This window comes from Pseudomonas sp. NPDC099000 (genome assembly GCF_044759925.1).
Taxonomy (GTDB): Bacteria; Pseudomonadota; Gammaproteobacteria; order Pseudomonadales; family Pseudomonadaceae; genus Aquipseudomonas.
Genome location: NZ_JBIWAF010000010.1, coordinates 53,612 through 75,882, shown reverse-complemented (window position 1 = coordinate 75,882; position 22,271 = coordinate 53,612). Strand labels below are relative to the sequence as shown.

Annotated in this window: 22 protein-coding genes; 14 read left to right on the top strand and 8 right to left on the bottom strand. The window is 60.7% G+C overall.

Annotation, left to right across the window (positions count from 1 at the left end):
- Positions 1-125 precede the first annotated feature (125 nt).
- Positions 126-1,040: a LysR substrate-binding domain-containing protein gene (locus ACIQV9_RS14740; protein WP_109635083.1), complete on the bottom strand. Its 915-nt coding sequence runs from the start codon at positions 1,038-1,040 to the stop codon at positions 126-128.
- A 225-nt stretch (positions 1,041-1,265) separates the two neighbouring features.
- Here ACIQV9_RS14740 and ACIQV9_RS14735 point away from each other — a divergent pair, with 225 nt between their 5' ends.
- The 5 genes from ACIQV9_RS14735 to ACIQV9_RS14715 all read left to right on the top strand — a co-directional run bounded on the left by ACIQV9_RS14735 (position 1,266) and on the right by ACIQV9_RS14715 (position 7,180).
- Complete coding sequence (locus ACIQV9_RS14735) at positions 1,266-2,759, top strand: aldehyde dehydrogenase (protein WP_403102546.1); 1,494 nt, start codon at positions 1,266-1,268, stop codon at positions 2,757-2,759.
- 31 nt (positions 2,760-2,790) lie between these two features.
- Entirely contained in the window at positions 2,791-4,161 is a 1,371-nt protein-coding gene (locus ACIQV9_RS14730) for an aspartate aminotransferase family protein (RefSeq protein ID WP_403102543.1), read from the top strand.
- A gap of 395 nt (positions 4,162-4,556) precedes the next feature.
- Entirely contained in the window at positions 4,557-5,543 is a 987-nt protein-coding gene (locus ACIQV9_RS14725) for an ABC transporter substrate-binding protein (protein WP_403102540.1), read from the top strand.
- Between the two features lie 9 nt (positions 5,544-5,552).
- A complete protein-coding gene (locus tag ACIQV9_RS14720; protein ID WP_010467403.1) occupies positions 5,553-6,356 on the top strand; it encodes an ABC transporter permease in 804 nt (267 codons plus the stop codon).
- Positions 6,344-7,180, top strand: a complete 837-nt coding sequence (locus ACIQV9_RS14715) for an ABC transporter ATP-binding protein (protein ID WP_403102537.1) — start codon at positions 6,344-6,346, stop codon at positions 7,178-7,180. Before ACIQV9_RS14720 ends, ACIQV9_RS14715 begins: the two co-directional genes overlap by 13 nt.
- A 122-nt stretch (positions 7,181-7,302) precedes the next feature.
- On the opposite strand, the gene ACIQV9_RS14710 is transcribed toward ACIQV9_RS14715, so the two are convergent.
- Both ACIQV9_RS14710 and ACIQV9_RS14705 read right to left on the bottom strand, forming a co-directional pair.
- Entirely contained in the window at positions 7,303-8,379 is a 1,077-nt protein-coding gene (locus tag ACIQV9_RS14710; RefSeq protein ID WP_403102534.1) for an endonuclease/exonuclease/phosphatase family protein, read from the bottom strand.
- Between the two features lie 67 nt (positions 8,380-8,446).
- On the bottom strand, positions 8,447-9,121 hold the full coding sequence (locus ACIQV9_RS14705; RefSeq protein ID WP_403102532.1) for a YciC family protein: 675 nt from the start codon (positions 9,119-9,121) through the stop codon (positions 8,447-8,449).
- A gap of 177 nt (positions 9,122-9,298) precedes the next feature.
- Here ACIQV9_RS14705 and ACIQV9_RS14700 point away from each other — a divergent pair, with 177 nt between their 5' ends.
- From ACIQV9_RS14700 to ACIQV9_RS14690, 3 genes are all read left to right on the top strand, one after another.
- A complete protein-coding gene (locus ACIQV9_RS14700; RefSeq protein WP_403102529.1) occupies positions 9,299-10,051 on the top strand; it encodes a DUF2076 domain-containing protein in 753 nt (250 codons plus the stop codon).
- Between the two features lie 141 nt (positions 10,052-10,192).
- Positions 10,193-10,672: an NYN domain-containing protein gene (locus tag ACIQV9_RS14695; RefSeq protein WP_010467410.1), complete on the top strand. Its 480-nt coding sequence runs from the start codon at positions 10,193-10,195 to the stop codon at positions 10,670-10,672.
- Between the two features lie 22 nt (positions 10,673-10,694).
- Positions 10,695-11,306, top strand: a complete 612-nt coding sequence (locus ACIQV9_RS14690) for a PolC-type DNA polymerase III (protein ID WP_109635068.1) — start codon at positions 10,695-10,697, stop codon at positions 11,304-11,306.
- Positions 11,307-11,438: 132 nt separating this feature from the next.
- Here the strand turns inward: ACIQV9_RS14690 and ACIQV9_RS14685 are convergent, their stop codons facing one another.
- Complete coding sequence (locus ACIQV9_RS14685; RefSeq protein WP_403102526.1) at positions 11,439-11,894, bottom strand: Lrp/AsnC family transcriptional regulator; 456 nt, start codon at positions 11,892-11,894, stop codon at positions 11,439-11,441.
- Between the two features lie 163 nt (positions 11,895-12,057).
- Here ACIQV9_RS14685 and yedA point away from each other — a divergent pair, with 163 nt between their 5' ends.
- Together yedA and ACIQV9_RS14675 are read left to right on the top strand one after the other, a co-directional pair.
- The gene (gene yedA / locus ACIQV9_RS14680; protein WP_403102523.1) at positions 12,058-12,984 is read left to right on the top strand and encodes a drug/metabolite exporter YedA; all 927 of its coding nucleotides are present in this window, start codon (positions 12,058-12,060) and stop codon (positions 12,982-12,984) included.
- A gap of 78 nt (positions 12,985-13,062) precedes the next feature.
- Positions 13,063-14,397 (top strand): DEAD/DEAH box helicase, encoded by a 1,335-nt coding sequence (locus ACIQV9_RS14675; RefSeq protein WP_403102521.1) that lies wholly within the window; start codon positions 13,063-13,065, stop codon positions 14,395-14,397.
- 111 nt (positions 14,398-14,508) lie between these two features.
- Here the strand turns inward: ACIQV9_RS14675 and ACIQV9_RS14670 are convergent, their stop codons facing one another.
- Entirely contained in the window at positions 14,509-15,750 is a 1,242-nt protein-coding gene (locus tag ACIQV9_RS14670) for a TIGR03862 family flavoprotein (protein WP_403102518.1), read from the bottom strand.
- Positions 15,751-16,030: 280 nt separating this feature from the next.
- On the bottom strand, positions 16,031-16,951 hold the full coding sequence (locus ACIQV9_RS14665; protein ID WP_403102515.1) for a histone deacetylase: 921 nt from the start codon (positions 16,949-16,951) through the stop codon (positions 16,031-16,033).
- Between the two features lie 75 nt (positions 16,952-17,026).
- Between ACIQV9_RS14665 and ACIQV9_RS14660 the strand changes: the two genes are divergently transcribed.
- From ACIQV9_RS14660 to ACIQV9_RS14650, 3 genes are all read left to right on the top strand, one after another.
- Complete coding sequence (locus ACIQV9_RS14660) at positions 17,027-17,596, top strand: GNAT family N-acetyltransferase (protein WP_403102512.1); 570 nt, start codon at positions 17,027-17,029, stop codon at positions 17,594-17,596.
- A gap of 103 nt (positions 17,597-17,699) precedes the next feature.
- Positions 17,700-18,569, top strand: a complete 870-nt coding sequence (gene tesB / locus ACIQV9_RS14655) for an acyl-CoA thioesterase II (protein ID WP_403102510.1) — start codon at positions 17,700-17,702, stop codon at positions 18,567-18,569.
- Complete coding sequence (locus ACIQV9_RS14650; RefSeq protein WP_403102508.1) at positions 18,566-19,159, top strand: HAD family hydrolase; 594 nt, start codon at positions 18,566-18,568, stop codon at positions 19,157-19,159. Before tesB ends, ACIQV9_RS14650 begins: the two co-directional genes overlap by 4 nt.
- Positions 19,160-19,284: 125 nt before the next feature.
- Here ACIQV9_RS14650 and ACIQV9_RS14645 read toward each other — a convergent pair whose 3' ends face one another.
- Together ACIQV9_RS14645 and ACIQV9_RS14640 are read right to left on the bottom strand one after the other, a co-directional pair.
- Positions 19,285-20,244, bottom strand: a complete 960-nt coding sequence (locus ACIQV9_RS14645; RefSeq protein WP_403102506.1) for an alpha/beta fold hydrolase — start codon at positions 20,242-20,244, stop codon at positions 19,285-19,287.
- On the bottom strand, positions 20,245-21,138 hold the full coding sequence (locus ACIQV9_RS14640) for a neutral zinc metallopeptidase (RefSeq protein ID WP_403102503.1): 894 nt from the start codon (positions 21,136-21,138) through the stop codon (positions 20,245-20,247).
- 254 nt (positions 21,139-21,392) lie between these two features.
- On the opposite strand from ACIQV9_RS14640, the gene ACIQV9_RS14635 reads away from it, so the two are divergent.
- A complete protein-coding gene (locus tag ACIQV9_RS14635; protein ID WP_403102501.1) occupies positions 21,393-22,169 on the top strand; it encodes an IclR family transcriptional regulator in 777 nt (258 codons plus the stop codon).
- The last annotated feature ends 102 nt before the right edge of the window (positions 22,170-22,271 follow it).

Below are 22,271 nucleotides of genomic sequence, written 5' to 3'. Positions count from 1 at the left end.
GTTGGGTGGCGAAGCCGCCCCAAAATCTGCAACCGAGGTGTGTCAGTTACACCGCATGCACTGGTTTTACGACTGCTGCGCAGCCGAACGGGGGCAAGCCCCCTCGCCACAGGATTCCACCAGGCTCAGGTTCCGGCCTTGGCCGTCAATTGTTCGCGGCAATAGTCAGCAAACAACTGCGCAGGTTTGGTCAACTGCCCGCGCTTGAGCCACGCCGCCACCAATCCTGAACCAGTGACATCCTCGACAATATCCACACACACCACTTTCTTCCCGTCGTAAGTGCATTCCGAATGCGGCCGCGTCACCAGGATCGAGAAGCCGAACCCTTGCCCGACCATCCCCCGCACCATCTCGATCGACGGTGAACTGAAAGCAATGTTCGGCGACAGGTTCAGTTCTTCGAACAGGCTGACGAAGTAGGTCCGGCTTGGTTGCACGTCCAGCAGAATCATCGGTTCCAGGCACAGGTCACGCAGCGACACTTGCTTGAGCTGGGCGAAGCGATGGTCCGCCGGCAGCAACGCATAAGGCCGTTGCGCCGGCATCAGCGGTTCGGTCTGAATGGTGGCGTCGAGCTCGTGTTCATAGAGGATCGCCAGGTCGAAAGTGCCCGACGTCAGACCTTGCACCAGCTCTTGCTGTTCGCCGTCGCGGATACGGATTTTCACCCCCGGATACAGCGCCGAGAACCCGGCAATCAACTGCGGCAGGTACAGCGGCGCGACCGTTTCGAAGCAGCCGATATCGATTTGCCCGGCCACCACGTCGTTGTCGGCGAGGGCGTTCTGTTCGAACTCCTTGGCCATGCGCAACAGTTCCTGGGCCTTGCGGTAGAAGCGTGCGCCGCTGGGGGTCAAGGACACGCCCTGGGCGTGATGACGGATCAGCAGTTGCACGCCGAAGCTGTCCTCCAGGCCTTTGATCGCCGTGGAGATCGCCGGCTGCGCGATGTACAGCTTGCGCGAGGCCTCGGCGACGCTGCCGCATTCGACGGTGGTGATGAAGTATTTCAATTGACGCAGGTTGTAGGCAGCCACGGCAAACCTCGGGGTGGATGGACTCGACATCCAGGCAATTTTTGCGCCGACTGCATCCGTTCTGACGACGGTGTTGTTGTGTTTGAACAATAACCACATACCGCACAACCGGGGAGATTGGCTGCCCAGTTTTTTCATGGTCTGCGAAGACATTTTTACTATTTTTACTGGACTCGGGCCTGGGCCACCATCCAGACACAAGAAAAGCCCTTGGAGCATCTGAACGTGTTCGAGCTTGCATATTGGCAAAACAAAGCCGCTGCGCTGCGGTTTCCCGATCTGGCCGTGATCGACGGCAAACCCCGTTCCGCGCAGTCGGGGCAGACCTTCACGGCGATCAACCCCGCCACGGGTCAGCGCCTGGCTGACGTGGCCGCTTGCGGTGCTGAAGAGGTGGACGCGGCGGTAAGCAATGCGCGGGGAGTGTTCGAGGCCGGAACCTGGTCGGCGCGTTCGCCGGGTGAACGCAAGCAAGTATTGCTGCGTCTGGCGGATCTGATCATGACCCACCGCGAAGAACTGGCGCTGCTCGACTCGCTGAACATGGGCAAGCCGGTGATGGATGCCTACAACATCGACGTGCCGGGCGCGGCCGGGGTGTTTCGCTGGTACGCCGAAAGCCTCGACAAACTCTACGACCAGATTGCCCCGAGTGCGCAGAACGTATTGGCGACTATCACCCGCGAAGCGCTGGGTGTGGTCGCCGCCGTGGTGCCGTGGAATTTCCCGCTGGACATGGCCGCGTGGAAACTCGCGCCAGCCTTGGCCGCAGGCAATTCGGTGATCCTCAAACCCGCCGAGCAATCACCGTTTTCCGCCCTGCGGCTGGCTGAACTGGCGCTGGAGGCCGGCCTGCCGCCCGGCGTGCTGAACGTGCTGCCGGGCCTCGGCGAGCAGACCGGCAAAGCCCTCGGTTTGCACCCGGACGTCGATTGCCTGGTGTTCACCGGCTCCACGGAAGTGGGCAAATATTTTATGCAGTACTCCGCGCAATCGAACCTGAAACAGGTGTGGCTCGAGTGCGGCGGCAAGAGCGCCAATCTGGTGTTCGCCGATTGCCAGGACCTGGACCTGGCCGCCGAGAAAGCCGCGTTCGGGATCTTCTTCAATCAGGGCGAAGTTTGCTCGGCCAATTCGCGTTTGCTGGTGCAGCGTTCGATCCATGACGAATTCGTGGAACGCCTCAAGACACAAGCCGAGCGCTGGCAACCGGGTGATCCGCTGGACCCGTCGAGCCGCGCCGGGGCGATTGTCGACAGCCGCCAGACCGCGCGCATCATGAAGTTCATCCAGCAGTCCGAACGCCTGGGCGCGACCAAGGTGTGTGGCGGTCGACAGTCGATTTTCAACGGTTCCGACAACTTCATTCAGCCGACGATATTTACCGGCGTGAGCCCGGACATGCCGCTGTTTCGCGAGGAAGTGTTCGGCCCGGTGCTGGCGGTCACGGCGTTCGATGACGAGGCCCACGCCTTGCAACTGGCCAACGACAGCGTCTACGGATTGGCCGCCTCGCTGTGGACCGACGACCTCAACCGCGCCCACCGCGTGGCGCGACAATTGCGAGCGGGCACGGTGTCGGTCAACAGCGTCGATGCGCTGGACGTGACCGTGCCTTTCGGCGGCGGCAAACAATCCGGTTTCGGCCGCGACCTGTCGCTGCATTCATTCGATAAATACACCCAGTTGAAGACCACTTGGTTTCAGCTGCGCTCATAACAGCCGCTCATAACAAAACGGAGAACTGGCGATGACCACACCACGTGAAACCCGCGACTACCAGGCCGCCGACGCTGCGCACCACATCCACGCATTCGTCGATCAAAAAGCGCTCAACGATGAAGGGCCTCGGGTGATGGTCCGTGGCGAGCGCCTGCACCTGTGGGACAACGATGGTCGGCGTTACCTCGACGGCATGTCCGGGCTGTGGTGCACCAACCTCGGTTACGGGCGCAAGGACCTGGCTGCCGCCGCGACCCGGCAGCTGGAGCAGTTGCCGTACTACAACATGTTTTTCCACACCACCCACCCGCAGGTGATCGAGCTCTCGGAGCTGCTGTTCAGCCTGTTGCCGGGGCACTACAGCCACGCGATCTACACCAATTCAGGCTCCGAGGCCAACGAAGTGCTGATCCGCACCGTGCGCCGTTACTGGACGATCCTCGGCAAGCCCGAGAAGAAAATCATGATCGGTCGCTGGAACGGTTACCACGGCTCGACACTGGCGGCGACGGCGCTCGGTGGCATGAAGTTCATGCACGAAATGGGCGGCATGATTCCCGACATTGAGCACATCGACGAGCCGTACTTTTTCGCCCACGAGGGCAACCTGACCCCGGCGGAATTCGGCCTGCGGGCGGCGCAGCAACTGGAAGCGAAGATTCTCGAGCTTGGCGCGGACAAGGTCGCCGGGTTTATCGCCGAACCGTTCCAGGGCGCGGGCGGGATGATCTTCCCACCCGAAAGTTACTGGCCGGAAATTCAGCGGATTTGCCGTAAATACGACGTGCTGTTGTGCGCCGATGAAGTGATCGGTGGCTTCGGTCGCACCGGCGAATGGTTCGCCCACGAGCACTTCGGTTTCGAGCCAGACACGCTGTCGATCGCCAAGGGTTTGACCTCGGGTTACATCCCCATGGGCGGTCTGATTCTGTCGAAGAAAATGGCTCAGGTACTGGTGGAGCAGGGCGGGGTGTTTGCCCACGGTTTGACCTACTCCGGGCACCCGGTGGCGGCGGCGGTGGCCATCGCCAACCTCACGGCGTTGCGCGATGAAGGCGTGGTAACGCGGGTCAAGGATGACATCGGGCCGTACCTGCAACAGTGCTTGCGCGAGGTGTTCGGCAATCACCCGTTGGTGGGCGATATTCAGGGTGTCGGCATGGTGGCGGCGCTGCAATTGGCTGAAGACAAAACCAGTCGCAAGCGCTTTGCCAATGAAAACGACATTGCCTGGCGTTGCCGCACGATCGGCTTTGAGGAAGGGGTGATCATTCGCTCGACGTTGGGGCGGATGATCATGGCGCCGGCGTTGATTGCCAGTAGGGAAGAGGTTGATGAACTCGTCGGCAAGACCTTGAAAGCGGTTGATCGTACGGCTCAGGAATACGGCCGACTTTGATCTTGTAGAGTTCTTGCTGGCCTCTTCGCGGGCAAGCCTCGCTCCTACAGGTTATGTGTCGTGCCCAATTCTGAGGCCGACATAAACCCTGTAGGAGCGAGGCTTGCCCGCGAAAGCTATTGCCGATTCAACACGCATTTCATGTTTTGCACCCACCCCGTGCACCCCCGCCAATCCCGCCCTTTTACGGCGCACGCTACCCAGTTTTTTCATCACTCCCAACGACATATTTCCTGATTTTCCTATCCCCGCCTCTGGTCCAACATCGACTTCGCCAGTCAGCCAAACGCTGCTCACCGAAAGGTCCATCAGAGACCTCAGGTGGCAGCTCTTCTCCAAGGCCGCTGGCCGTACTGCCCATGACAAAACTAAATCAACAGCTTTGGGAGTGCTCCATGATCAAGTCCTTGCTTACCCGTTTCGCACATCCACTGGCGGTCACCGCCATCGCCGCGACGGTCGCTACCAGCGCCCAGGCCGGCACCCTCTCTATCGGCCACACCACGTGGGTCGGTTACGGCACGCTCTACCTGGCTCGGGACCTGGGCTATTTCAAGGAAAACGGTTTGAACGTCGAATTGCCCGTCGTCGAAGAAGCTTCGATGTACATGGCCGCGCAAGCCTCGGGCGAATTGTCGGGCTCGGCGTCGACCATCGACGAAGTGCTCAAGTACCGTCCGCAATTCTGCTTCAAAGCGGTGGCCGCACTGGATGACAGCCATGGTGGCGACGGTGTTCTGGTCGGCAAGGACGTCAAAAGTCTGCAGGAGCTGAAAGGCAAAGCCGTGGCGGTGAACGAAGGGTCGACCTCGCAGTTCTGGCTGTCGTACCTGCTGAAAAAACACGGCATGAGCATGAGCGACATCACCGTGCAGAACATGACGGCTGACGACGCCGCCACCGCGTTCATCGCCGGTCGTGTGCCGGCGGCCGTAACGTGGGAACCGCACCTGTCGATGGTCCGCAACAAGCAGCAGGGCAAAGTGCTGATCGACAGCAGCAGTACGCCGGGAGTGATTGTCGACGTGGTCGCGCTCAACTGCACGGTCATCGAGAAACAGCCGGAAGACGTCAAGGCGTTGGTGGCCGGTCTGTACAAGGCGGTTCAGTACACCAAGGACCATCCGGAAGAAGCCTACAAAATCATGGCCAAGGGCGTTGGCGGTTACCTCGCCGATCCGAAGGAGCTGGCCGCCGCCGCGCAAGGCGTGCGCTTCTACGATCAAGCCATGAGTGAAAAACTCCTGGGCTCGCCGGGCAAACCGGGCGATAGCGCACAGCTGATCAAACTGGCGAACGAAACCGCCAGCGAATTGCAGGGCAAGCCCTACAACGTCAGCAATGACGACCTGATCGACAACCGCTTCGTCAGCCCGCTCTAGGAGGTTCGCATGTTCAAGCGCAATTCATGGCTGAGCCGCTGCATCACGCCCAAGACCGGTCTGCCCGTGCAGGTGATCTGGAGCGCGAGCGGCCTGGCCTGGGTGTTGTTGATCGGGCTGTGGGCCGGGTTGTCTTACGGCGGCGTGGTGCCGGGCATGTTCCTGCCGACACCGGGCGCGGTGGCCGAAGCCGCCGTGCGCCTGAGCCGCGACGGCACCCTTGGCCTGCATGTGTGGGCCAGTCTCGAAGTGGTGATGGTCGGTTTCATTGTCTCGTCGCTGGTGGCGGTGCCGTTGGGGTTGCTGATGGGCAGCTTCCGCATCGTTCAGGCCTTCCTTGAACCGATGGTCAATTTCATCCGTTACCTGCCGGTGACCTCGTTCGTGCCGCTGTTCATTCTGTGGATCGGCATCGGTCTGGAGCAGCGGGTGTCGGTGATCATCTTCGGCGTGTTCTTCCAGCAACTGGTAATGATCGCGGACGTGTCCAAAGGCATCTCCAAAGACCTGATCAACGCGTCTTACACCTTGGGTTCGACCCGCCGCGATGCGGTGCTGCATGTGATCGCTCCGGCATCGTTGCCGGGTGTGCTCGACACCTTGCGCGTGACCATGGGCTGGGCCTGGACCTATCTGGTGGTCGCCGAGCTGGTCGCGGCTTCCAGTGGTCTGGGTTACTTGAGCCTGAAAGCCATGCGCGGCTTTCAAGTGGATGTGATTTTCCTGGCCATCGCGATCATCGGCCTGCTAGGCCTGGTCACCGATCAACTGTTCCGTTTTCTCCGTCTGAGGATCGCCGCATGGGCTCAGTAAGCGCCGTCAACCCGCGTTTCATCACACCCACGGCCGCCCCGGTGCAGGCCGCGCCACGGCTGCAAGTGGACAAGGTCAGCCTGCGCTATCAGAAACCTGACGGCGGTATGTTCACCGCGCTGGAGCAGGTGTCGTTCGAAGTGCCGGATCAACAATTCGCCGTGCTGGTGGGGCCTTCGGGGTGCGGCAAGTCGAGTTTGCTGTACCTCACGGCGGGTCTGAATGAGCCCACGGAAGGTGAAATCTACGTCGGCGGCCAGCAAGTGCAAGGGCCGGGTGCGGATCGCGGCATGGTGTTCCAGAGCTATACGCTGTTCCCGTGGCTGACGGTGCGGCAGAACGTCGAGTTCGGCCTAAAACGGCGCGGCATGGCGGCCGCTCAGCGCAAGGAGATCGTCGATTACTACGTCAATGAAGTGGGCCTGACCGGGTTCGCCGACAACTACGCCAAGCAGTTGTCCGGCGGCATGATGCAGCGGGTGGCGATTGCCCGGGCGTTGGCCAATGACCCGCAAATCCTGCTGATGGACGAACCCTTCGGCGCGCTCGACAGCCAGACGCGCCTGCAAATGCAGCAGCTGTTGTTGCGGGTCTGGGGCAACAGCAAGAAGACCGTGTTGTTCGTGACTCACGATATCGACGAGGCGATTCTGTTGGGAGATCGGGTTTACGTGATGGGCGCCAAACCTGGGCGGATCAAGCAGATTCTGGACGTGCCGATCGAACGCCCGCGCAACCTGGACATGGTCATGGAGCGCTCGTTTATCGACATGAAGCGCAAGATCTTCGGGCTGTTGCACGATGAGCTGGAGGAGGAGCATTGATGCCGGCCTTACACCAATCCCTGTAGGAGTGAGCCTGCTCGCGATGGCGTCGTGTCAGTCGACATCAATGTAACTGGTACACCGCAATCGCGAGCAGGCTCACTCCTACAGGTTGTGCGTCGTTAGTTGGCGGGTAAAAGGAAACGGGCGACCACCGGCAAATGATCGGAGATCCGCAAGGTATCGTCCTGCCTCACCATGGCCTCGACCCGTTTGATCCGCGGGCTATAGAACAGGTAATCAACCGTCCGGTCCGGGCCGTTCAAGCCCGGGTCATTCGGGTAGTGGGTCAGCCACCGCGCCCGGTCGATCCCGCTGGCTTCGTTGTTGGTCGGGATCATCGGGTATTTGTCCCACAGCACATGCAAGGCACTGTCGACGGAGTAGGGCGTGCGTTGTTCGTCGGGCAGGCGTCGATACTGGCCCAGCGGCAACAGGTTGAAGTCGCCACCGATCAACCATGGGGTGCCACGGCTTTCAAGCTTGTCGAGCACCTTGGCCACGGCGGTCACTTGGGCTTGCAGGGTTTCATCAGGTTGGAAGACGCGGTCCAGATGGGTGTTGAGCACCGCGATCTGTCCGCCGTCACTCAACGGCAGGTAAGTCACCAGCAGGGCGTTTTTCGGTTTGAACTGACGGCTGATGATGTTGGCCGACGCGACCGGCAATTGCAGGCGTTCGGCGTGATCGATCTGGTATCGGCTGAGGGTTGCCAGTTGCCGGCCGACGCTGCCAAAGATGTGCGGCAGCGGCACAAAATCGGCTTTCCAGTCGAAGGCGTGAGCGCTGCACGGGTAAAGGTCGGCGACCCGTTCCTGGAGCAACTTGAACTGGTTCTGGTAATCGCTGGCCTTGGCGCCGTCATCCAGTTCCTGCAACAGCACAACGTCCGGTTGCTCGTCGCGAATCACCCGCGCCACCTCATCGAGGCTGAAGGCCATGTCTTCGGCGGTGGGGCTTTCGTCGTCGCCTTGCGCCAGGTCATTCCAGAACACGTAGCGCTTGCCCGCCAGGTACTGGACGTTCCAGGTCATCACTTTCAGCGCCTGGCCGGGTACCAGCGTAGGCGCCTGAGCGCTGCAGCCGACCGGTGCTGCTTCTTTGGCTCCGGGACGCCAGGTCAGGTTGTAAATCAACAAGGCAATCAGGCCCGCCGCGATCAGCAGGCCCAGCAGGGTGTAGCGCAGTAGACGGGTCATGGCTCGGCTTATAGCGTTACAAAAGATGAGCCCGAGCATAACCGAGCGCCGGGCTTAAGCCCATGGGTCAAAGCGGCCCATCAATTTTTTCAGGCGTATCGGCAATCAGCATGAACAACCGGAACAACACCACGCTGGTGAACAGTTGCAAGAAGCTGTGGGCGCTGTCGATCAGCAGCGAAATCACCGGGTTCTGCGGCTCCGGGTAAATCGCAAGGGTCGCGCCCTTGAGTACCCACAGCGGGCCCATCACACACAGGATGCACACCAGAATGCGCAGGAAATGGCCGCGGGTCAGGCGCAGGCTTTCCTTCATCGCCGCCAACGGGGCCAGGCCGCGCAGCACCAGCAGGTACTCGCCAAACGCCAGGGTCACCATCAGCCAGATGCCCGGCAGGAAATACAGCGACAGGCCGATCAGGATCAGCAAGGTATTGAGGGCGGTGAGCAGGGCGAAGCGCGGCCACAGGTAGGCCGACCTCGACAGCAATTCACGGTTGGTTGGCGATTCGCCACGGCTGCGGGCATCGAGAAACAGGATCAGTGCGGCGGTGTACAGCGGATAGACCAGCAAGCCGACCATCACGCTGATACCGGGGAAACTGTCCGGCTCGGTGGAGCGATCGACCACTTGTTGCAGCAACGCTTCGAAGATCACCAGCGGCAGGCACAACCGCACGATCTGGCCCAGATTGCGCTTGAAGAAATATAGAGAGTCACGCAGTACATCGAACGAATTCATCAGTCGGTATCGCAGGTTGGAAGCAGTGGCCCACTTTAACCGATGAAGCCCTTTGGGGCGCAAACGTAAACGTTCGGTAAAGGTCATTGAAACATCCTGTATCAGCCCCATTACTGGAGAGCACCTTATCCACAGTGGACGAGGGCGACGATATTCCCGGCAATCTACGAGGTCGCCATGAACAGCGAAGAACAAACCCTGATCGATGGACTGTTTTCCCGGCTGCAACAGGCCGAAACGGACTCAGCGCCACGCGACGCCCAGGCTGAGGCGCGGATCAAGGAGCACCTGACTCGCCAACCCGCAGCAGGCTATTTCATGACCCAGGCGATTCTGGTTCAGGAAGCGGCCATCAAAAGCCTCGACGCACAGAACAAGCAACTCGCTCAGCAGGTCCAGCAATTGCAGGCCGAACTGCAATCGACCAAGGCTCAGCCGTCGGCGCCTGCCAGCGGTGGTTTCCTGTCGAGCATCTTCGGTGGCGGTTCCCGTGATCCCGCTCCGACGCAAAGCGCGCCGTCCTCCAATGGCGGATGGCGTGAGCCGGGGCGGCCGTCGTTCAACTCGCAGCCGCCACAGCAGAACTTCGGTACTGCACCGCCGCAGCAGAATTACGCGCCGCAACAGCAAGCTTCTGCGATTGGCGGCGGCTTCCTCGGCGGTGCACTGAAAACTGCCGCCGGTGTGGCCGGTGGCGTGATGCTGGCGCAAGGCATCAGCAGCCTGTTCCACAGCAATCAGCAACCTCAGGAAATCGTCGAAGTCATCAAGGAAGAACCGGCTCAGGTCAACGATCAGAGCGGTGACAACGGCTCGGGCGACGATCAGCGTGTGGCTGACAACACCAGTGATCAGGGCGGCTTTACCGACGCCGACTACAGCGATGACAACTCATCGTTCTTCGGCGGTGACGACGATTCCTTCGTCTGATTCACCTGTGGCGAGGGCGCACGCTCCCTCGCCACATGGCCGATTATTCGCGGAACAATCCTTCAGGCTGGCATACTGGGCCACTTTTCGGGCCTGGTGCCTGACCCAGCCTGCGCGCAACTGCGCCAAAGAGGATGCACGGTGAAAAAAATCGCAGTGTTCGCCGACGTTCAAAACCTCTATTACACCGTGCGTCAGGCCTATGGTTGCCACTTCAACTACGCCGCGTTGTGGGCTGATATCAGCAAACAGGGCGAGATCGTCGAGGCTTATGCCTATGCGATCGATCGCGGCGACAGCAAACAGCAGCAATTCCAGCAGATCCTGCGCAACCTCGGCTTCATCGTGAAGCTCAAGCCCTACATCCAGCGCAGCGACGGCTCGGCCAAGGGCGACTGGGACGTGGGCATCACCCTCGACATCATGGACGCCGCCGATCATGTCGACGAAGTGGTGCTGGCCTCCGGCGACGGTGATTTCGACATGCTGCTGGAGCGCATCATCACCAAGCACGGCGTGCAGGCAGTGGCCTACGGCGTGCCGGGCCTGACGGCCAACTCGCTGATCCGAGCCGCCAGCCGCTACGTGCCAATCGAAGGCGCGTTGTTGCTCAAGAATTGATTTTTACGGAGTTGAAACAGGTTTGGAACGCATAGCAGTCATCGACTTTGAAACCACCGGGATCTCCCCGAGCAGCAGCTGCCGGGCCACGGAAATTGCCGTGGTGATCCTTGAACAGGGGCGCATCGTCGAGCGTTACCAGAGCCTGATGAACGCCGGCGTGCGCGTCCCCGCCTTCATCGAACAACTCACCGGCATCAGCAACGCCATGCTGCGCACCGCGCCCTCGGCCGAGCAGGTGATGAACGAGGTCAACGAATTCGTCGGCATCACGCCGCTGCTGGCGCACAACGCCGCGTTCGACCAGAAATTCTGGGACTTCGAACTCAGCCGCATCAAACGCACCCGCCTGCAGAATTTCGCCTGCTCGCTGCTACTCGCCCGTCGCCTGATGCCCGCCGCGCCGAACCACAAACTCGGCACCCTCACCACCTTCGCCAGCCTGCCCAACACCGGCAAGGCTCACCGGGCCATGGCCGATGCCGAGATGGCGGCCAACCTGACGGGGCATCTGCTTCAGGAGCTGCAGCAGAAGCATGGGTTGCGCGAGTTGTCGCATGATCTGCTGGTCAGTTTGCAGAAAGTGCCGGCGGCGAAGATCAACGAACACCTCAAGCGGCATCGCGGGTTCTGAAAACACCGCAAAACCCCTGTTTGATCGTTCCCACGCTCCGCGTGGGAATGCAGCCCGGGACGCTCTGCGTCCCAAGAGCGGACGCAGAGCGTCCGGTGAGGCGTTCCCACGCGGAGCGTGGGAACGATCTGATCAGACTTTGCCATTCCCTTCCAGTTGCCCCAACGGCACGCGTTTCTCTATCGCGCTCGACAGCACAATCGAGGTCTTGCTGAACCCGAACTTGGCAATACGATTGATCAACTCTTCCAGCTCCGGCATCGAGCCCACCGCCGCTTGCATGATCACGCACGGATCCCCGGTCACCCGATGGCATTCCGTCAATTGTGGGATTTTGATCAGGTCGTCGTAGGCCTTTTGATTTCCGTGCTGGTTCAGGCGCAGTTCGATGACGCACTGGATCGGCAATCCAAGCTTGGCCATGTCGACTTTCGCCTGGTAGCCGGTGATCACCCCGCAGGCTTCGAGTTTGGCCACGCGCTCGGCCACGGCCGGGGCGGACAGGTTGACCTTGCGCGCCAGGTCGGCGTAGGACGCACGACCGTTTTCCAGCAGGGCGCCGAGGAGCATGCGGTCGTATTTATCCATCGTCGTATACCTGAAAAATGACTGACTTTCGAAAGCACGGTTTATAGCGCTGATCTCCGTGTTTTGAAAAGTGTACCGGCGCTATAAACAGGTTTTGTAACTTATTTTTCGCCGTTGGCCTTTCTAAAATAGCGGTTCATATTGTCCTGCCATCGAGCTGCCCATGCCTGGCTTACGTCGTTTTCCCTTACCGTTGATCGCCGCCTTTTTTGCGTTGTACGTGATTTGGGGCTCGACTTACCTGGTGATCCGTATCGGCGTGGAGTACTGGCCGCCCTTGCTGCTCGCCGGTATTCGTTTCGTGATCGCCGGGACGCTGATGTACGCGTTCCTGCGTTGGCGCGGGGCGCCGGCACCGACCTGGACGCAGTGGAAAGCCGCGGGGATCATTGGGATCTTGCTGCTGACGTGCGGTAACGGCGCGGTCAGCGTGGCTGAACACACGGGGGTCGCGTCCGGGGTTGCTGCGCTCGCGGTGGCGACGGTGCCGCTGTTTACCTTGCTCTGCGGTTATTTCTGGGGCGCGCGTAATACCCGTCTCGAATGGGCCGGGATTGTGCTCGGGCTGATCGGCATTGCCATGCTCAACCTTGGTTCCAACTTGCAATCGAGCCCGCTGGGTGCCGTGTTGCTGATATTCGCGGCAGCGTCCTGGGCCTTCGGTTCGGTCTGGAGCAAACACTTGCCGCTGCCCCAGGGCGCCATGGCCAGTGCCGTGGAAATGCTGGTGGGTGGCGTGGTGTTGCTGATCGGCAGTGCGCTGAGTGGCGAGCATCTGCAAGCCATGCCGCCGATCGAAGGCTGGGCGGCCCTGGCCTATCTGACCTTCTTCGGTTCGATCATCGCTTTCAACGCTTATATGTATCTGTTGAAAAACGTGCGGCCGGCGGCGGCCACCAGCTATGCCTACGTCAACCCGGCGGTCGCGGTGTTGCTGGGGATCGTGTTTGTCGGCGAGACCATCGGGATCGAAGAAGCGCTGGCCATGTTGGTGATTATCAGCGCCGTGGTGTTGATCGGTCTGCCGCAGTGGCGCCGGGCTCCGGAAAGACCGGCTGCCGTGGTGCAGACAGAATCGAGCGTGAATTAGGGTAAACTGCGCGCCATTGCATCTTGTTTTGCACACTTGTTTTGAAAAACCCGCGCTGAATTTTCCTACGGTAATCCCATGACTTTCGCCACCCTTGGCCTGATCGAACCCTTGCTGCGCTCTCTCGAGACGCTCGGCTACCAGACCCCGACGCCGGTTCAGGCGCAAGCCATTCCGGCGGTGCTGGCCGGTCGCGACCTGATGGCCGCCGCCCAGACCGGGACTGGCAAGACCGCCGGCTTCGCGCTGCCGCTCCTGCAATTGCTGGCCATGGAAGGGCCGAAAGTGGCGTCTAACTCGGTGCGCGCACTGATCCTGGTGCCGACCCGCGAATTGGCCGAACAGGTTCACGAAGCCGTGCGTCAGTACGCCGAGAATCTGCCGTTGAGCACTTACGCGGTGTACGGCGGCGTCAGCATCAACCCGCAAATGATGAAACTGCGCAAAGGTGTTGACGTGCTGGTGGCAACGCCGGGTCGTTTGCTCGACCTGTATCGCCAGAAGGCCCTCAAGTTCAATCAGCTGCAAACCCTGATTCTGGACGAAGCGGATCGCATGCTTGATCTGGGTTTCTCCGAGGAACTGGGGAATATCTACCGCGTGCTGCCGAAGCAACGTCAGACGCTGCTGTTCTCCGCGACTTTCTCCGACGCGATCCGCTTGCTGGCCGGGCAAATGCTCAACGATCCGCTGAGCATCGAAGTCAGCCCGCGCAACGTCGCCGCCAACACCGTTAAACAGTGGGTGGTGACGGTGGACAAGAAGCGCAAGCCGGAGCTGTTCATACACCTGCTGCGCAAGGGCAAGTGGAAGCAGGTGCTGGTGTTCGCCAAGACCCGCAATGGCGTGGACGCGCTGGTGGAAAAACTCCAGGGTCTGGGCATCAACGCCGACGGCATCCACGGCGACAAACCGCAGGCAACCCGTCAGCGTGCGCTGGACCGGTTCAAGGCCAGTGAGGTGCAGATTCTTGTGGCCACCGACGTTGCGGCCCGTGGTCTGGACATCGAAGATCTGCCTTTGGTGGTCAACTTCGACCTGCCGATCGTGGCGGAGGATTACATCCACCGGATCGGTCGCACCGGCCGTGCGGGTGCCAGCGGGCAGGCCATTTCGCTGGTTTGCGCCGATGAAGTGAATCTGCTGTCGGCCATCGAGACGTTGACCCGTCAGACATTGCCTCGGCAGATGGAACATGACTTCGAGCCTGAGCACCGGGTGCCGGATACCGATGCCAGCGGTCAGGTGGTGAAGAAGCCGAAAAAACCGAAGAAGCCGAAGACCTCCGGTGGCGGTAAACGCAACCTGGGTAAGTGGGTGGAGAGCGGTGATGCTTCGGCGCCGGAGCCTTCGATCAAGCCTGTGCGAAAGGTGCCGGTGTTTAATACTGGACCGCGTAAGCGTAAGCCTTGATCGCGTAAAGATCGTTCCCACGCTCTGCGTGGGAACGCCTCTTGTGACGCTCCGCGTCACGCTGGACGCAGAGCGTCCATGGCTGCATTCCCACGCGGAGCGTCGGAACGATCAGTGTCGGTGTTTCAACCACTCCACCATCCCCAACCCCGCCGCGCGCCCACTGGCGAAACACGCGGTCAGCAGATAGCCGCCCGTCGGCGCTTCCCAATCGAGCATTTCCCCCGCGCAGAACACGCCGGGCAGTTGCTTGAGCATCAAACGCTCATCCATCGATTCGAACATCACGCCGCCCGCGCTGCTGATGGCCTCGTCCAGTGGGCGGGTTTTCACCAGTGTCAGAGGCAACGCCTTGATCGCTTTGGCCAGCAGCGCCGGATCAGCGAAGCATTCCGCCGGCGTGAGTTCGCGCAACAACGCCGCTTTCACCCCATCGATCCCGAGCTGGCTGTGCAGGTGTTTGGACATGGAGCGGGAGCCACGCGGTTTGCTCAGCGCCGCCTGAACTTTATCCACAGGCCGGCCCGGCAGCAGGTCGAGGTGAATGGTCGCGGAGCCGTGCTGGTTGATGGCCTCGCGGATCGGCGCCGAGAGGGCGTAGATCAAACTGCCTTCGATCCCGGTCGCGGTGATCACGCATTCGCCCAAGCGCGGCACGTCATCATTGAGGCCGATGGCGATGTTTTTCAGCGGCGCACCGGCGAATTTGCTGACCATCAAGTCGCTCCAGGCCTGCACCTCGAAGCCGCAATTACTCGGTTGCAGAGGCATCAGTCCTACGCCGCGCTGTTCCAGTGGCAGCATCCACGCGCCGTCTGAACCGAGGCGTGACCAGCTGCCGCCGCCGAGGGCCAGCAAGGTGGCGTCGGGCTTGATGATTGTTTCGCCCTCGGGGCTGTCGATGCGCAATCCACCGCTGTCATCCCAGCCGAGCCAGCGATGGCGGGTGTGGATAACGACGCCGCTGTCTCGCAGGCGTTTGAGCCATGCACGCAACAGGGGGGCGGCTTTCATGTCTGTAGGAAAGACTCGCCCGGAGCTGCCGACAAAGGTTTCGATGCCCAGGTCATGAATCCATTGGCACAACGCATCAGCGCCGAATGAACGAAGCAGCGGTGCAATCTGCGGTGCGCGTTCGGCATAGCGCGAGAGAAACGCCGGGTAGGCTTCGGAATGGGTGATGTTCATGCCACCCACGCCGGCCAGCAGGAATTTTCGCCCCACCGAAGGCATGCCGTCGTACAGATCGACTTTGATTCCGGCCTGGCTCAGCACTTCGGCCGCCATCAAACCGGCGGGGCCGCCGCCGATGATGGCGACGTGAGGGGGGAGGGGAGTGCTGGGCTGAGTCATGATGAGCGCTGCGGTGTGGCGGAATAGCCGCGCATTCTAGCAGTACACAATAACTGTGGGAGCGGGCTTGCCCGCGATAGCGGAGTGTCAGTCACCAAAGATGTTGAATTTGCCGGCCTCTTCGCGGGCAAGCCCGCTCCCACAAGGGGCGTGTGTGGATTCGAAAGCTGGTTAAAAAACAACCACCGCTCTGTACTCTATATGCGGTCTGGCCTGCAGACCCTTTCACTCAGGTTATCCACAGGCAGTTCCACAGGCATTGTGGGTAAAGACTCACACCTCAATGACAACCTGATGACTGCCAGACCCGCTGCGCACTGTGATGCAGGATTCCGTGGCGGCGCGCCAGGGCCTTGCGATCCTTGCTGTAGCCGCCGCCAATCACCCCGACCACCGGAATATCCCGCCCCAGGCAATGGCGCATCACGCTTTCATCGCGAGCGGCAACGCCTTCGTCGGTCAGCTTCAGGTAACCGAGGGCGTCGTCCTTGTGCACGTCGACGCCGGCGTCATACAACACCAGATCCGGTTGGTAGAGCGGTAGCAAATAACTCAGCGCGTCGTCCACCACCTTCAGGTAATCGGCATCACCCATACCTTTGGGCAAGGGGATGTCCCAGTCGCTTTCAGCCTTGCGTGCAGGAAAATTCTTTTCGCAGTGCAGGGAAACGGTCACCGCGTCCGGGGTGTTGTGCAGAATCCGTGCAGTCCCGTCGCCCTGGTGCACGTCGCAATCGAAGATCAGCACCCGATTCACACGGCCGCTTTCCAGCAGGAAATGGCTGATCACCGCCAGGTCATTGAAGATGCAGAAACCCGCCGGATAGTCGTAATGCGCGTGATGGGTGCCACCGGCCAAATGACAGGCCAGCCCGTGTTCCAGCGCCTGTTCCGCCGCCAGCAACGATCCGCCGACCGCCCGCACCGTGCGCCGGGCCAGTGCTTCGCTCCAGGGCAGGCCGAGACGCCGCTGGTCTTCGCGGGACAACTCGCCGCTCATGTAACGTTCGATATAAGCAGCGTCATGCGCGAGGGAGAGAATCTCCGGGGGGCAGAGTTCCGGGCGCAGCAGGTCGGCGTCCCGGGTCAGGCCGCTGTCCACCAGGTGATCGCGCAGCAGGCGAAACTTGTCCATGGGGAAGCGGTGATCCGCCGGGAACTCGGGACTGTAGTCTTCGTGATAGATCAGCGGCAGTGACATGAGTGATTTCATGGGTGAATGAAGGACGGATCCTACCAGCGATGTAGACTTGCGGCATGGAAAGGGGAGGACACGATGGAGCCGATACTGGAACTCGAGAGCGCGCGATTGTTGTTGCGACAGTGGCGCGATGAGGATTTGCCTGAGTTTGCGGCGATGTGTGCCGATCCACAGGTCATGCGCTATTTTCCGGCACCGTTGAGTCGTCTGGAAAGTGCTTCGCTGATCGGACGGATTCGTGGGCATTTTGCCGAACATGGCTTCGGCCTCTGGGCGCTGGAGCGCAAGGACAGCGGGGCATTCATCGGTTTCACTGGCCTGGGCGTGGTCGGTTTCGATGCGCCGTTCACCCCGGCGACCGAAATCGGCTGGCGCCTGGCGCGTGAGCATTGGGGTCTGGGTTATGCCAGTGAAGCGGCGTGGACCGCTCTGCGCTGCGGGTTTGACCGGTTGGCGCTGCAAGAAATCGTGTCGTTTACCGCCAAAGACAACCTGCCTTCGGAAAAAGTCATGCAAGCGATCGGCATGCACCATGATTCAGCCGATGATTTTGAACATCCCAAGCTCGCGGCCGATCATCCCCTGCGTCACCATGTGCTGTACCGCATCACCCGTGAACAATGGCTGCAAACCTTGCATGGATAAGCAGGCACGGACGTTTACAATGGCTCCCATGGGCCCTGGCCATAAACTGAATCGACCGCCGCAGCCAAGACTGCGCGGCATGCTTTGTGTGAGGAGAGTCTGAATGAGCCAAGTGTTGGATGATCTGGTCGATTTGCTGACCCTGGAACCGATCGAAGAAAACCTGTTCCGTGGCCGTAGTCAGGACCTGGGTTTTCGTCAGTTGTTCGGCGGTCAGGTGATCGGTCAGTCGCTGTCGGCGGCGAGTCAGACGGTCGAAGAAGCGCGCCATGTGCATTCGATGCACGGCTATTTCCTGCGCCCGGGCGATTCTGCATTGCCCGTTGTGTATCAGGTTGATCGGGTGCGTGATGGCGGCAGTTTCAGTACGCGCCGGGTGACGGCGATCCAGAAGGGCAACCCGATCTTTACCTGCAGCGCCTCGTTCCAGTACGACGAAAAAGGCTTCGAGCACCAGGCCGAGATGCCGACCGTGGTCGGCCCGGAAAACCTGCCCTCGGAACTGGAGCTCACCCAGCAGCGCGCGCACTTGATTCCCGAGCACATGCGCGAAAAATTTCTATGCCCCAAACCGATCGAATTCCGACCGGTCACCGAGAAAGATCCCTACAACCCGCAGCCGTCCGATCCGGTGAAGTATGTCTGGTTTCGCGCCGACGGCGCTTTGGCCGACTCCCCGGCGCTGCACAAATACCTGCTGGCCTACGCGTCGGACTTCGGGCTGCTGACCACCTCGATGCAGCCCCACGGCAAATCGGTCTGGCAGAAAGACATGCAGGTCGCCAGCCTCGATCATGCGCTGTGGTTCCATGCGGATCTGCGCGCCGATGACTGGTTGCTGTATGCGATGGACAGTCCCTGGGCGGGCAACTCGCGCGGTTTCTCCCGCGGCAGTGTGTTCAACCGCGCCGGGCAACTGGTGGCCTCGGTGACGCAGGAAGGCTTGATCCGTCACCGCAAGGATTGGGCATGAGCCTGGCCGAAGTGCGGCATTGGGTGTTCGACATGGACGGCACCCTGACGGTGGCCGTGCATGACTTCGCGGCGATTCGCGTGGCATTGGCGATCCCGGCCGAAGACGACATCCTGACCCACCTCGCAGCGCTGCCGGCCGATGAAGCAGCAGCCAAACATGCGTGGCTGCTGGAACACGAACGTGATCTGGCGCTGGGCTCGAAAGCTGCACCGGGCGCAGTGGAGCTGGTGCGTGAATTGGCCGGGCGCGGTTATCGCTTGGGCATCCTCACGCGCAATGCCCGGGAGCTGGCGCACGTGACCCTGGAGGCAATCGGCCTGGCGGACTGCTTTGCCGTGGAGGATGTGCTGGGGCGTGATGAAGCACCGCCCAAACCGCATCCCGGTGGTTTGCTGAAGTTGGCCGAGGCCTGGAATGTGCCTGCGAGCGAGATGGTGATGGTCGGTGATTACCGCTTTGATCTGGATTGCGGTCGAGCAGCGGGGGCGCGGACGGTGTTGGTGAACTTGCCGGATAACCCTTGGCCGGAGCTGACGGATTGGCATGCGGCGGATTGTGGGGTGTTGCGGGAAATGCTCTCGGCTTGAGGGCCCCTTCGCGGGCAAGCCCGCTCCTCCAATGGTTCTCTATGGAATACAAATTTGTGTGTTCACCAAAGATCCCTGTGGGAGCGGGCTTGCCCGCGATGGCGTCAAATCAGGCAATACAAAACTCACTGACCAAACAACACTTTCTGCCCCTCCGGCGACGTCAACATCCCATCCCCGTTATGCCCGACCCCCGGCACTTCAACCAGCCGCTGATTCACCCCTTTGGGGTTGCGACGCAGCAGGTAATTGAAAAATTTCTGCCCGCGAGCCAGGCGATTCGCACCCTGGGCTTGGGCCTCGCAACCTTTGTCCAGCGCCGGATGCTGCGGGTCGGTGTCTTGCTGCCCAAGCAGGTAAGTCACGTCTCGTTTGACGTAGTTTCCTTCAATCTGCGGTGCCGTTTGCCCACTGGCATAAACCGGTAAATCCGTCAGCCCATATTTCCAGCGATTGAAACCGGGACACGCCGCATGGTTGAACGCCACCGGCCGCTGCTCATTGAAGTACGCATAAGAGGAAGGGTTGGCGACGACGTAGCGAAGCTTCACGCCGGCGGCCGTCAGAGCCGGTTGCTCATGCGCCAGCAGCGCATAGCGCTGAACCATCTGAGCGCCGCCGGAGTGGCCGGCGATGATGATTTGCTTCACATCCGAAAACTGCCTGCGGTCGCTGACTCTCTCGATGATTTGATCGAGGGCTGCAAAGGAACTCAGCGCAAAAGGAGCGGAGGATAAACCTCCAGCCATCCAGTCATCGCCCTGCCAGCGCAACACCGTGTCGGCCACCGGATGCTGCGCGATGTCGGTTTCGTTGAGGAATTGCGGGGCGATCACCAGGGTGCTTGCACTTTGCCCGGCCAGTTCCGCCGCGCGCTCGGCGCTCTGGCGATAGGTTTCAGCGTTGTGTAAGCGACCATGGATGATGATCAGCACGCGTTCGATTTTCGCTGGCGCCGGGCCGAGCCCGACCGCCATCTCGCCTTCTTTCAGCAACAACCGCCCAGGGCTGATCTCTTTGACGCCATGCTCCGCAGCCTGGGTGCTTGCGCAGGTGAACAACAACATCAACAACCACTTATTCATTTAAAGGTTTTTCGCCGCAAAGGTATCGCACTGGCCCACCTGGCCTTGCGCAAATCCGGTTTTGAACCAGCGCACCCTTTGCGCCGATGTGCCATGGGTAAACGAGTCCGGAACCACCCGACCCTGCCCCTGTTGTTGCAAACGGTCGTCGCCGATGGCGTTGGCCGCGTTCAAAGCTTCTTCGATGTCACCCGGTTCCAGCCAGTTCAGACGCTGCTGCGCATTGTTGGCCCAGACACCGGCCAGGCAATCGGCCTGCAATTCCTGACGCACCAGCAAGCCGGCATCACCTTCCATCTGCCGGCCTTGCTGGCGGGCTGCCTGAATCTTCGCGGAAACGCCGAGCAACGTCTGAACGTGGTGTCCGACTTCGTGAGCGATCACGTAGGCCTGAGCGAAGTCACCGGCCGCGGAAAAGCGTTGCGACATCTCCTGGAAAAACGCCATGTCCAGGTAGACCTTCTGGTCGGCCGGGCAATAGAACGGCCCGGTCGCCGACGTCGCCAGACCGCACGCCGAATTCACCCGGTTGCTGAACAGCACCAGCGTCGGGTTTTTATACTGCCGACCGGCCTGCTGGAAAATCTGGCCCCAGGTGTCTTCGGTATCGCCGAGGATCGAGCGCACGAATTCGGCGCCTTCGTCATTGGCCGGCGGCGCCTTGCGGGTCTGGTTGGTGGCCGGGGCCGATTGTTCGGTCATTTGTCCGGTCAGTTCGCCGAGGATTTGCATCGGATCCTGGCCGGTGAGCCAGCCGATCCCCACAATCAGGATGATCGCAGTCAGGCCCAGGCCTTTGCCGCCACCAAAACGCATCCCCCCGCCACCACCGCCGACATCATCACCACGGGCGTCGACCACGTTGTCGCTGCGTCGGCCTTTTTTCCATAGCATGTGGGAATCCTCTGATTGTCCGTGGTGATGAGTGTTGCTGGTGTGTGGGGGCGGCGCCAGTCCGGCTGTCCGGCTTTTCGTTCACTGGCCGGTCGACTCGCTGACTGTAGGAACATGGATCACCCATCGAATTCCGTCAGAGGACGGGTTTTTATTGAGTAAGTGAGGCGTAGTGTCTATCGAACATCGGGTTCCAGATTTCGCATTACACGGTTCGTCTTCTAGAATCAGGCAAATTGTAGGTGGAACCTCCCATGGCCGGCAGTCAGATCGAACGTGTCTTCAACGTGCTCGAAAGCCTCACCAGTGACCCTCGCGGTCTGCCGATGCAAATGCTCGCGGAGCAACTTGATATCCCTAAAAGCGCAACCCACCGTCTGCTCGCGGAGCTGATCCGGCTGGGTTATGTGCGGCAGAATCCGGAGAACCTGCGGTATCACTTGTCCACCAAACTGGTGGCGATGGGGTTTCGATATCTGTCGGGTAGCGGCGCCGATATTGTTCAGCCCGTGCTGGATCGCCTGGCCCAGGAAACCGGGGAACTGGTGCGTCTTGGGGTGATTGAAGGCGAGCGGCAGATCTGGATTGCCAAGTCGCAGGGGGCTCGTTCCGGCCTGCGTTACGACCCGGAAATGGGTCGTGATGCGCCGTTGTTCTATACCGCGTCGGGGCATGCATGGCTGGCGTGCATGAGCGATGCCGAGGCGTTGTCGCTGGTGGAGCGTCAGGGGGGCGAGCGGCCAAAAGACCTCGGTCCGAATGCTCCGCGTTCCAACATTGAACTGCTGGAACGCCTGCGTATGGCGCGGGAGCAGGGTTACGCCTGGGTCGAGGAAAGCTCGGCGGTGGGCACCTCGGCGATTGCAGCGGTGGTGCGGCACCCGAGCGAGGGGCGAGTAATCGGTGTGCTGAGCATTGCCGGGCCGAGTGCGCGGATGCCGGGGGCGCGGTTGCATGAATTGGCGCCGCTGTTGTTGAGGTATACCGAGGAACTGGCGGCGGCGAGTCTGGCGTCGGAGTTGTTCAGTTAACTCAGTCAGCACAACCCCATTGTGGGAGCGAGCTTGCTCGCGATAGCGGACATTCAAACAAGGAGATGTCGAAGCTGAGTCCCTCATCGCGAGCAAGCTCGC

Bases quoted from the DNA above. Each gene is read 5' to 3' on its own strand.
- ACIQV9_RS14730 (WP_403102543.1), top strand. From the start codon at position 2,791: ATGACCACACCACGTGAAACCCGCGACTACCAGGCCGCCGACGCTGCG.
- ACIQV9_RS14725 (WP_403102540.1), top strand. From the start codon at position 4,557: ATGATCAAGTCCTTGCTTACCCGTTTCGCACATCCACTGGCGGTCACC.
- ACIQV9_RS14720 (WP_010467403.1), top strand. From the start codon at position 5,553: ATGTTCAAGCGCAATTCATGGCTGAGCCGCTGCATCACGCCCAAGACC.
- ACIQV9_RS14715 (WP_403102537.1), top strand. From the start codon at position 6,344: ATGGGCTCAGTAAGCGCCGTCAACCCGCGTTTCATCACACCCACGGCC.
- ACIQV9_RS14710 (WP_403102534.1), bottom strand. From the start codon at position 8,379: ATGACCCGTCTACTGCGCTACACCCTGCTGGGCCTGCTGATCGCGGCG.
- ACIQV9_RS14705 (WP_403102532.1), bottom strand. From the start codon at position 9,121: ATGAATTCGTTCGATGTACTGCGTGACTCTCTATATTTCTTCAAGCGC.
- ACIQV9_RS14700 (WP_403102529.1), top strand. From the start codon at position 9,299: ATGAACAGCGAAGAACAAACCCTGATCGATGGACTGTTTTCCCGGCTG.
- ACIQV9_RS14685 (WP_403102526.1), bottom strand. From the start codon at position 11,894: ATGGATAAATACGACCGCATGCTCCTCGGCGCCCTGCTGGAAAACGGT.
- yedA (WP_403102523.1), top strand. From the start codon at position 12,058: ATGCCTGGCTTACGTCGTTTTCCCTTACCGTTGATCGCCGCCTTTTTT.
- ACIQV9_RS14675 (WP_403102521.1), top strand. From the start codon at position 13,063: ATGACTTTCGCCACCCTTGGCCTGATCGAACCCTTGCTGCGCTCTCTC.
- ACIQV9_RS14670 (WP_403102518.1), bottom strand. From the start codon at position 15,750: ATGACTCAGCCCAGCACTCCCCTCCCCCCTCACGTCGCCATCATCGGC.
- ACIQV9_RS14665 (WP_403102515.1), bottom strand. From the start codon at position 16,951: ATGTCACTGCCGCTGATCTATCACGAAGACTACAGTCCCGAGTTCCCG.
- ACIQV9_RS14660 (WP_403102512.1), top strand. From the start codon at position 17,027: ATGGAGCCGATACTGGAACTCGAGAGCGCGCGATTGTTGTTGCGACAG.
- tesB (WP_403102510.1), top strand. From the start codon at position 17,700: ATGAGCCAAGTGTTGGATGATCTGGTCGATTTGCTGACCCTGGAACCG.
- ACIQV9_RS14650 (WP_403102508.1), top strand. From the start codon at position 18,566: ATGAGCCTGGCCGAAGTGCGGCATTGGGTGTTCGACATGGACGGCACC.
- ACIQV9_RS14645 (WP_403102506.1), bottom strand. From the start codon at position 20,244: ATGAATAAGTGGTTGTTGATGTTGTTGTTCACCTGCGCAAGCACCCAG.
- ACIQV9_RS14640 (WP_403102503.1), bottom strand. From the start codon at position 21,138: ATGCTATGGAAAAAAGGCCGACGCAGCGACAACGTGGTCGACGCCCGT.
- ACIQV9_RS14635 (WP_403102501.1), top strand. From the start codon at position 21,393: ATGGCCGGCAGTCAGATCGAACGTGTCTTCAACGTGCTCGAAAGCCTC.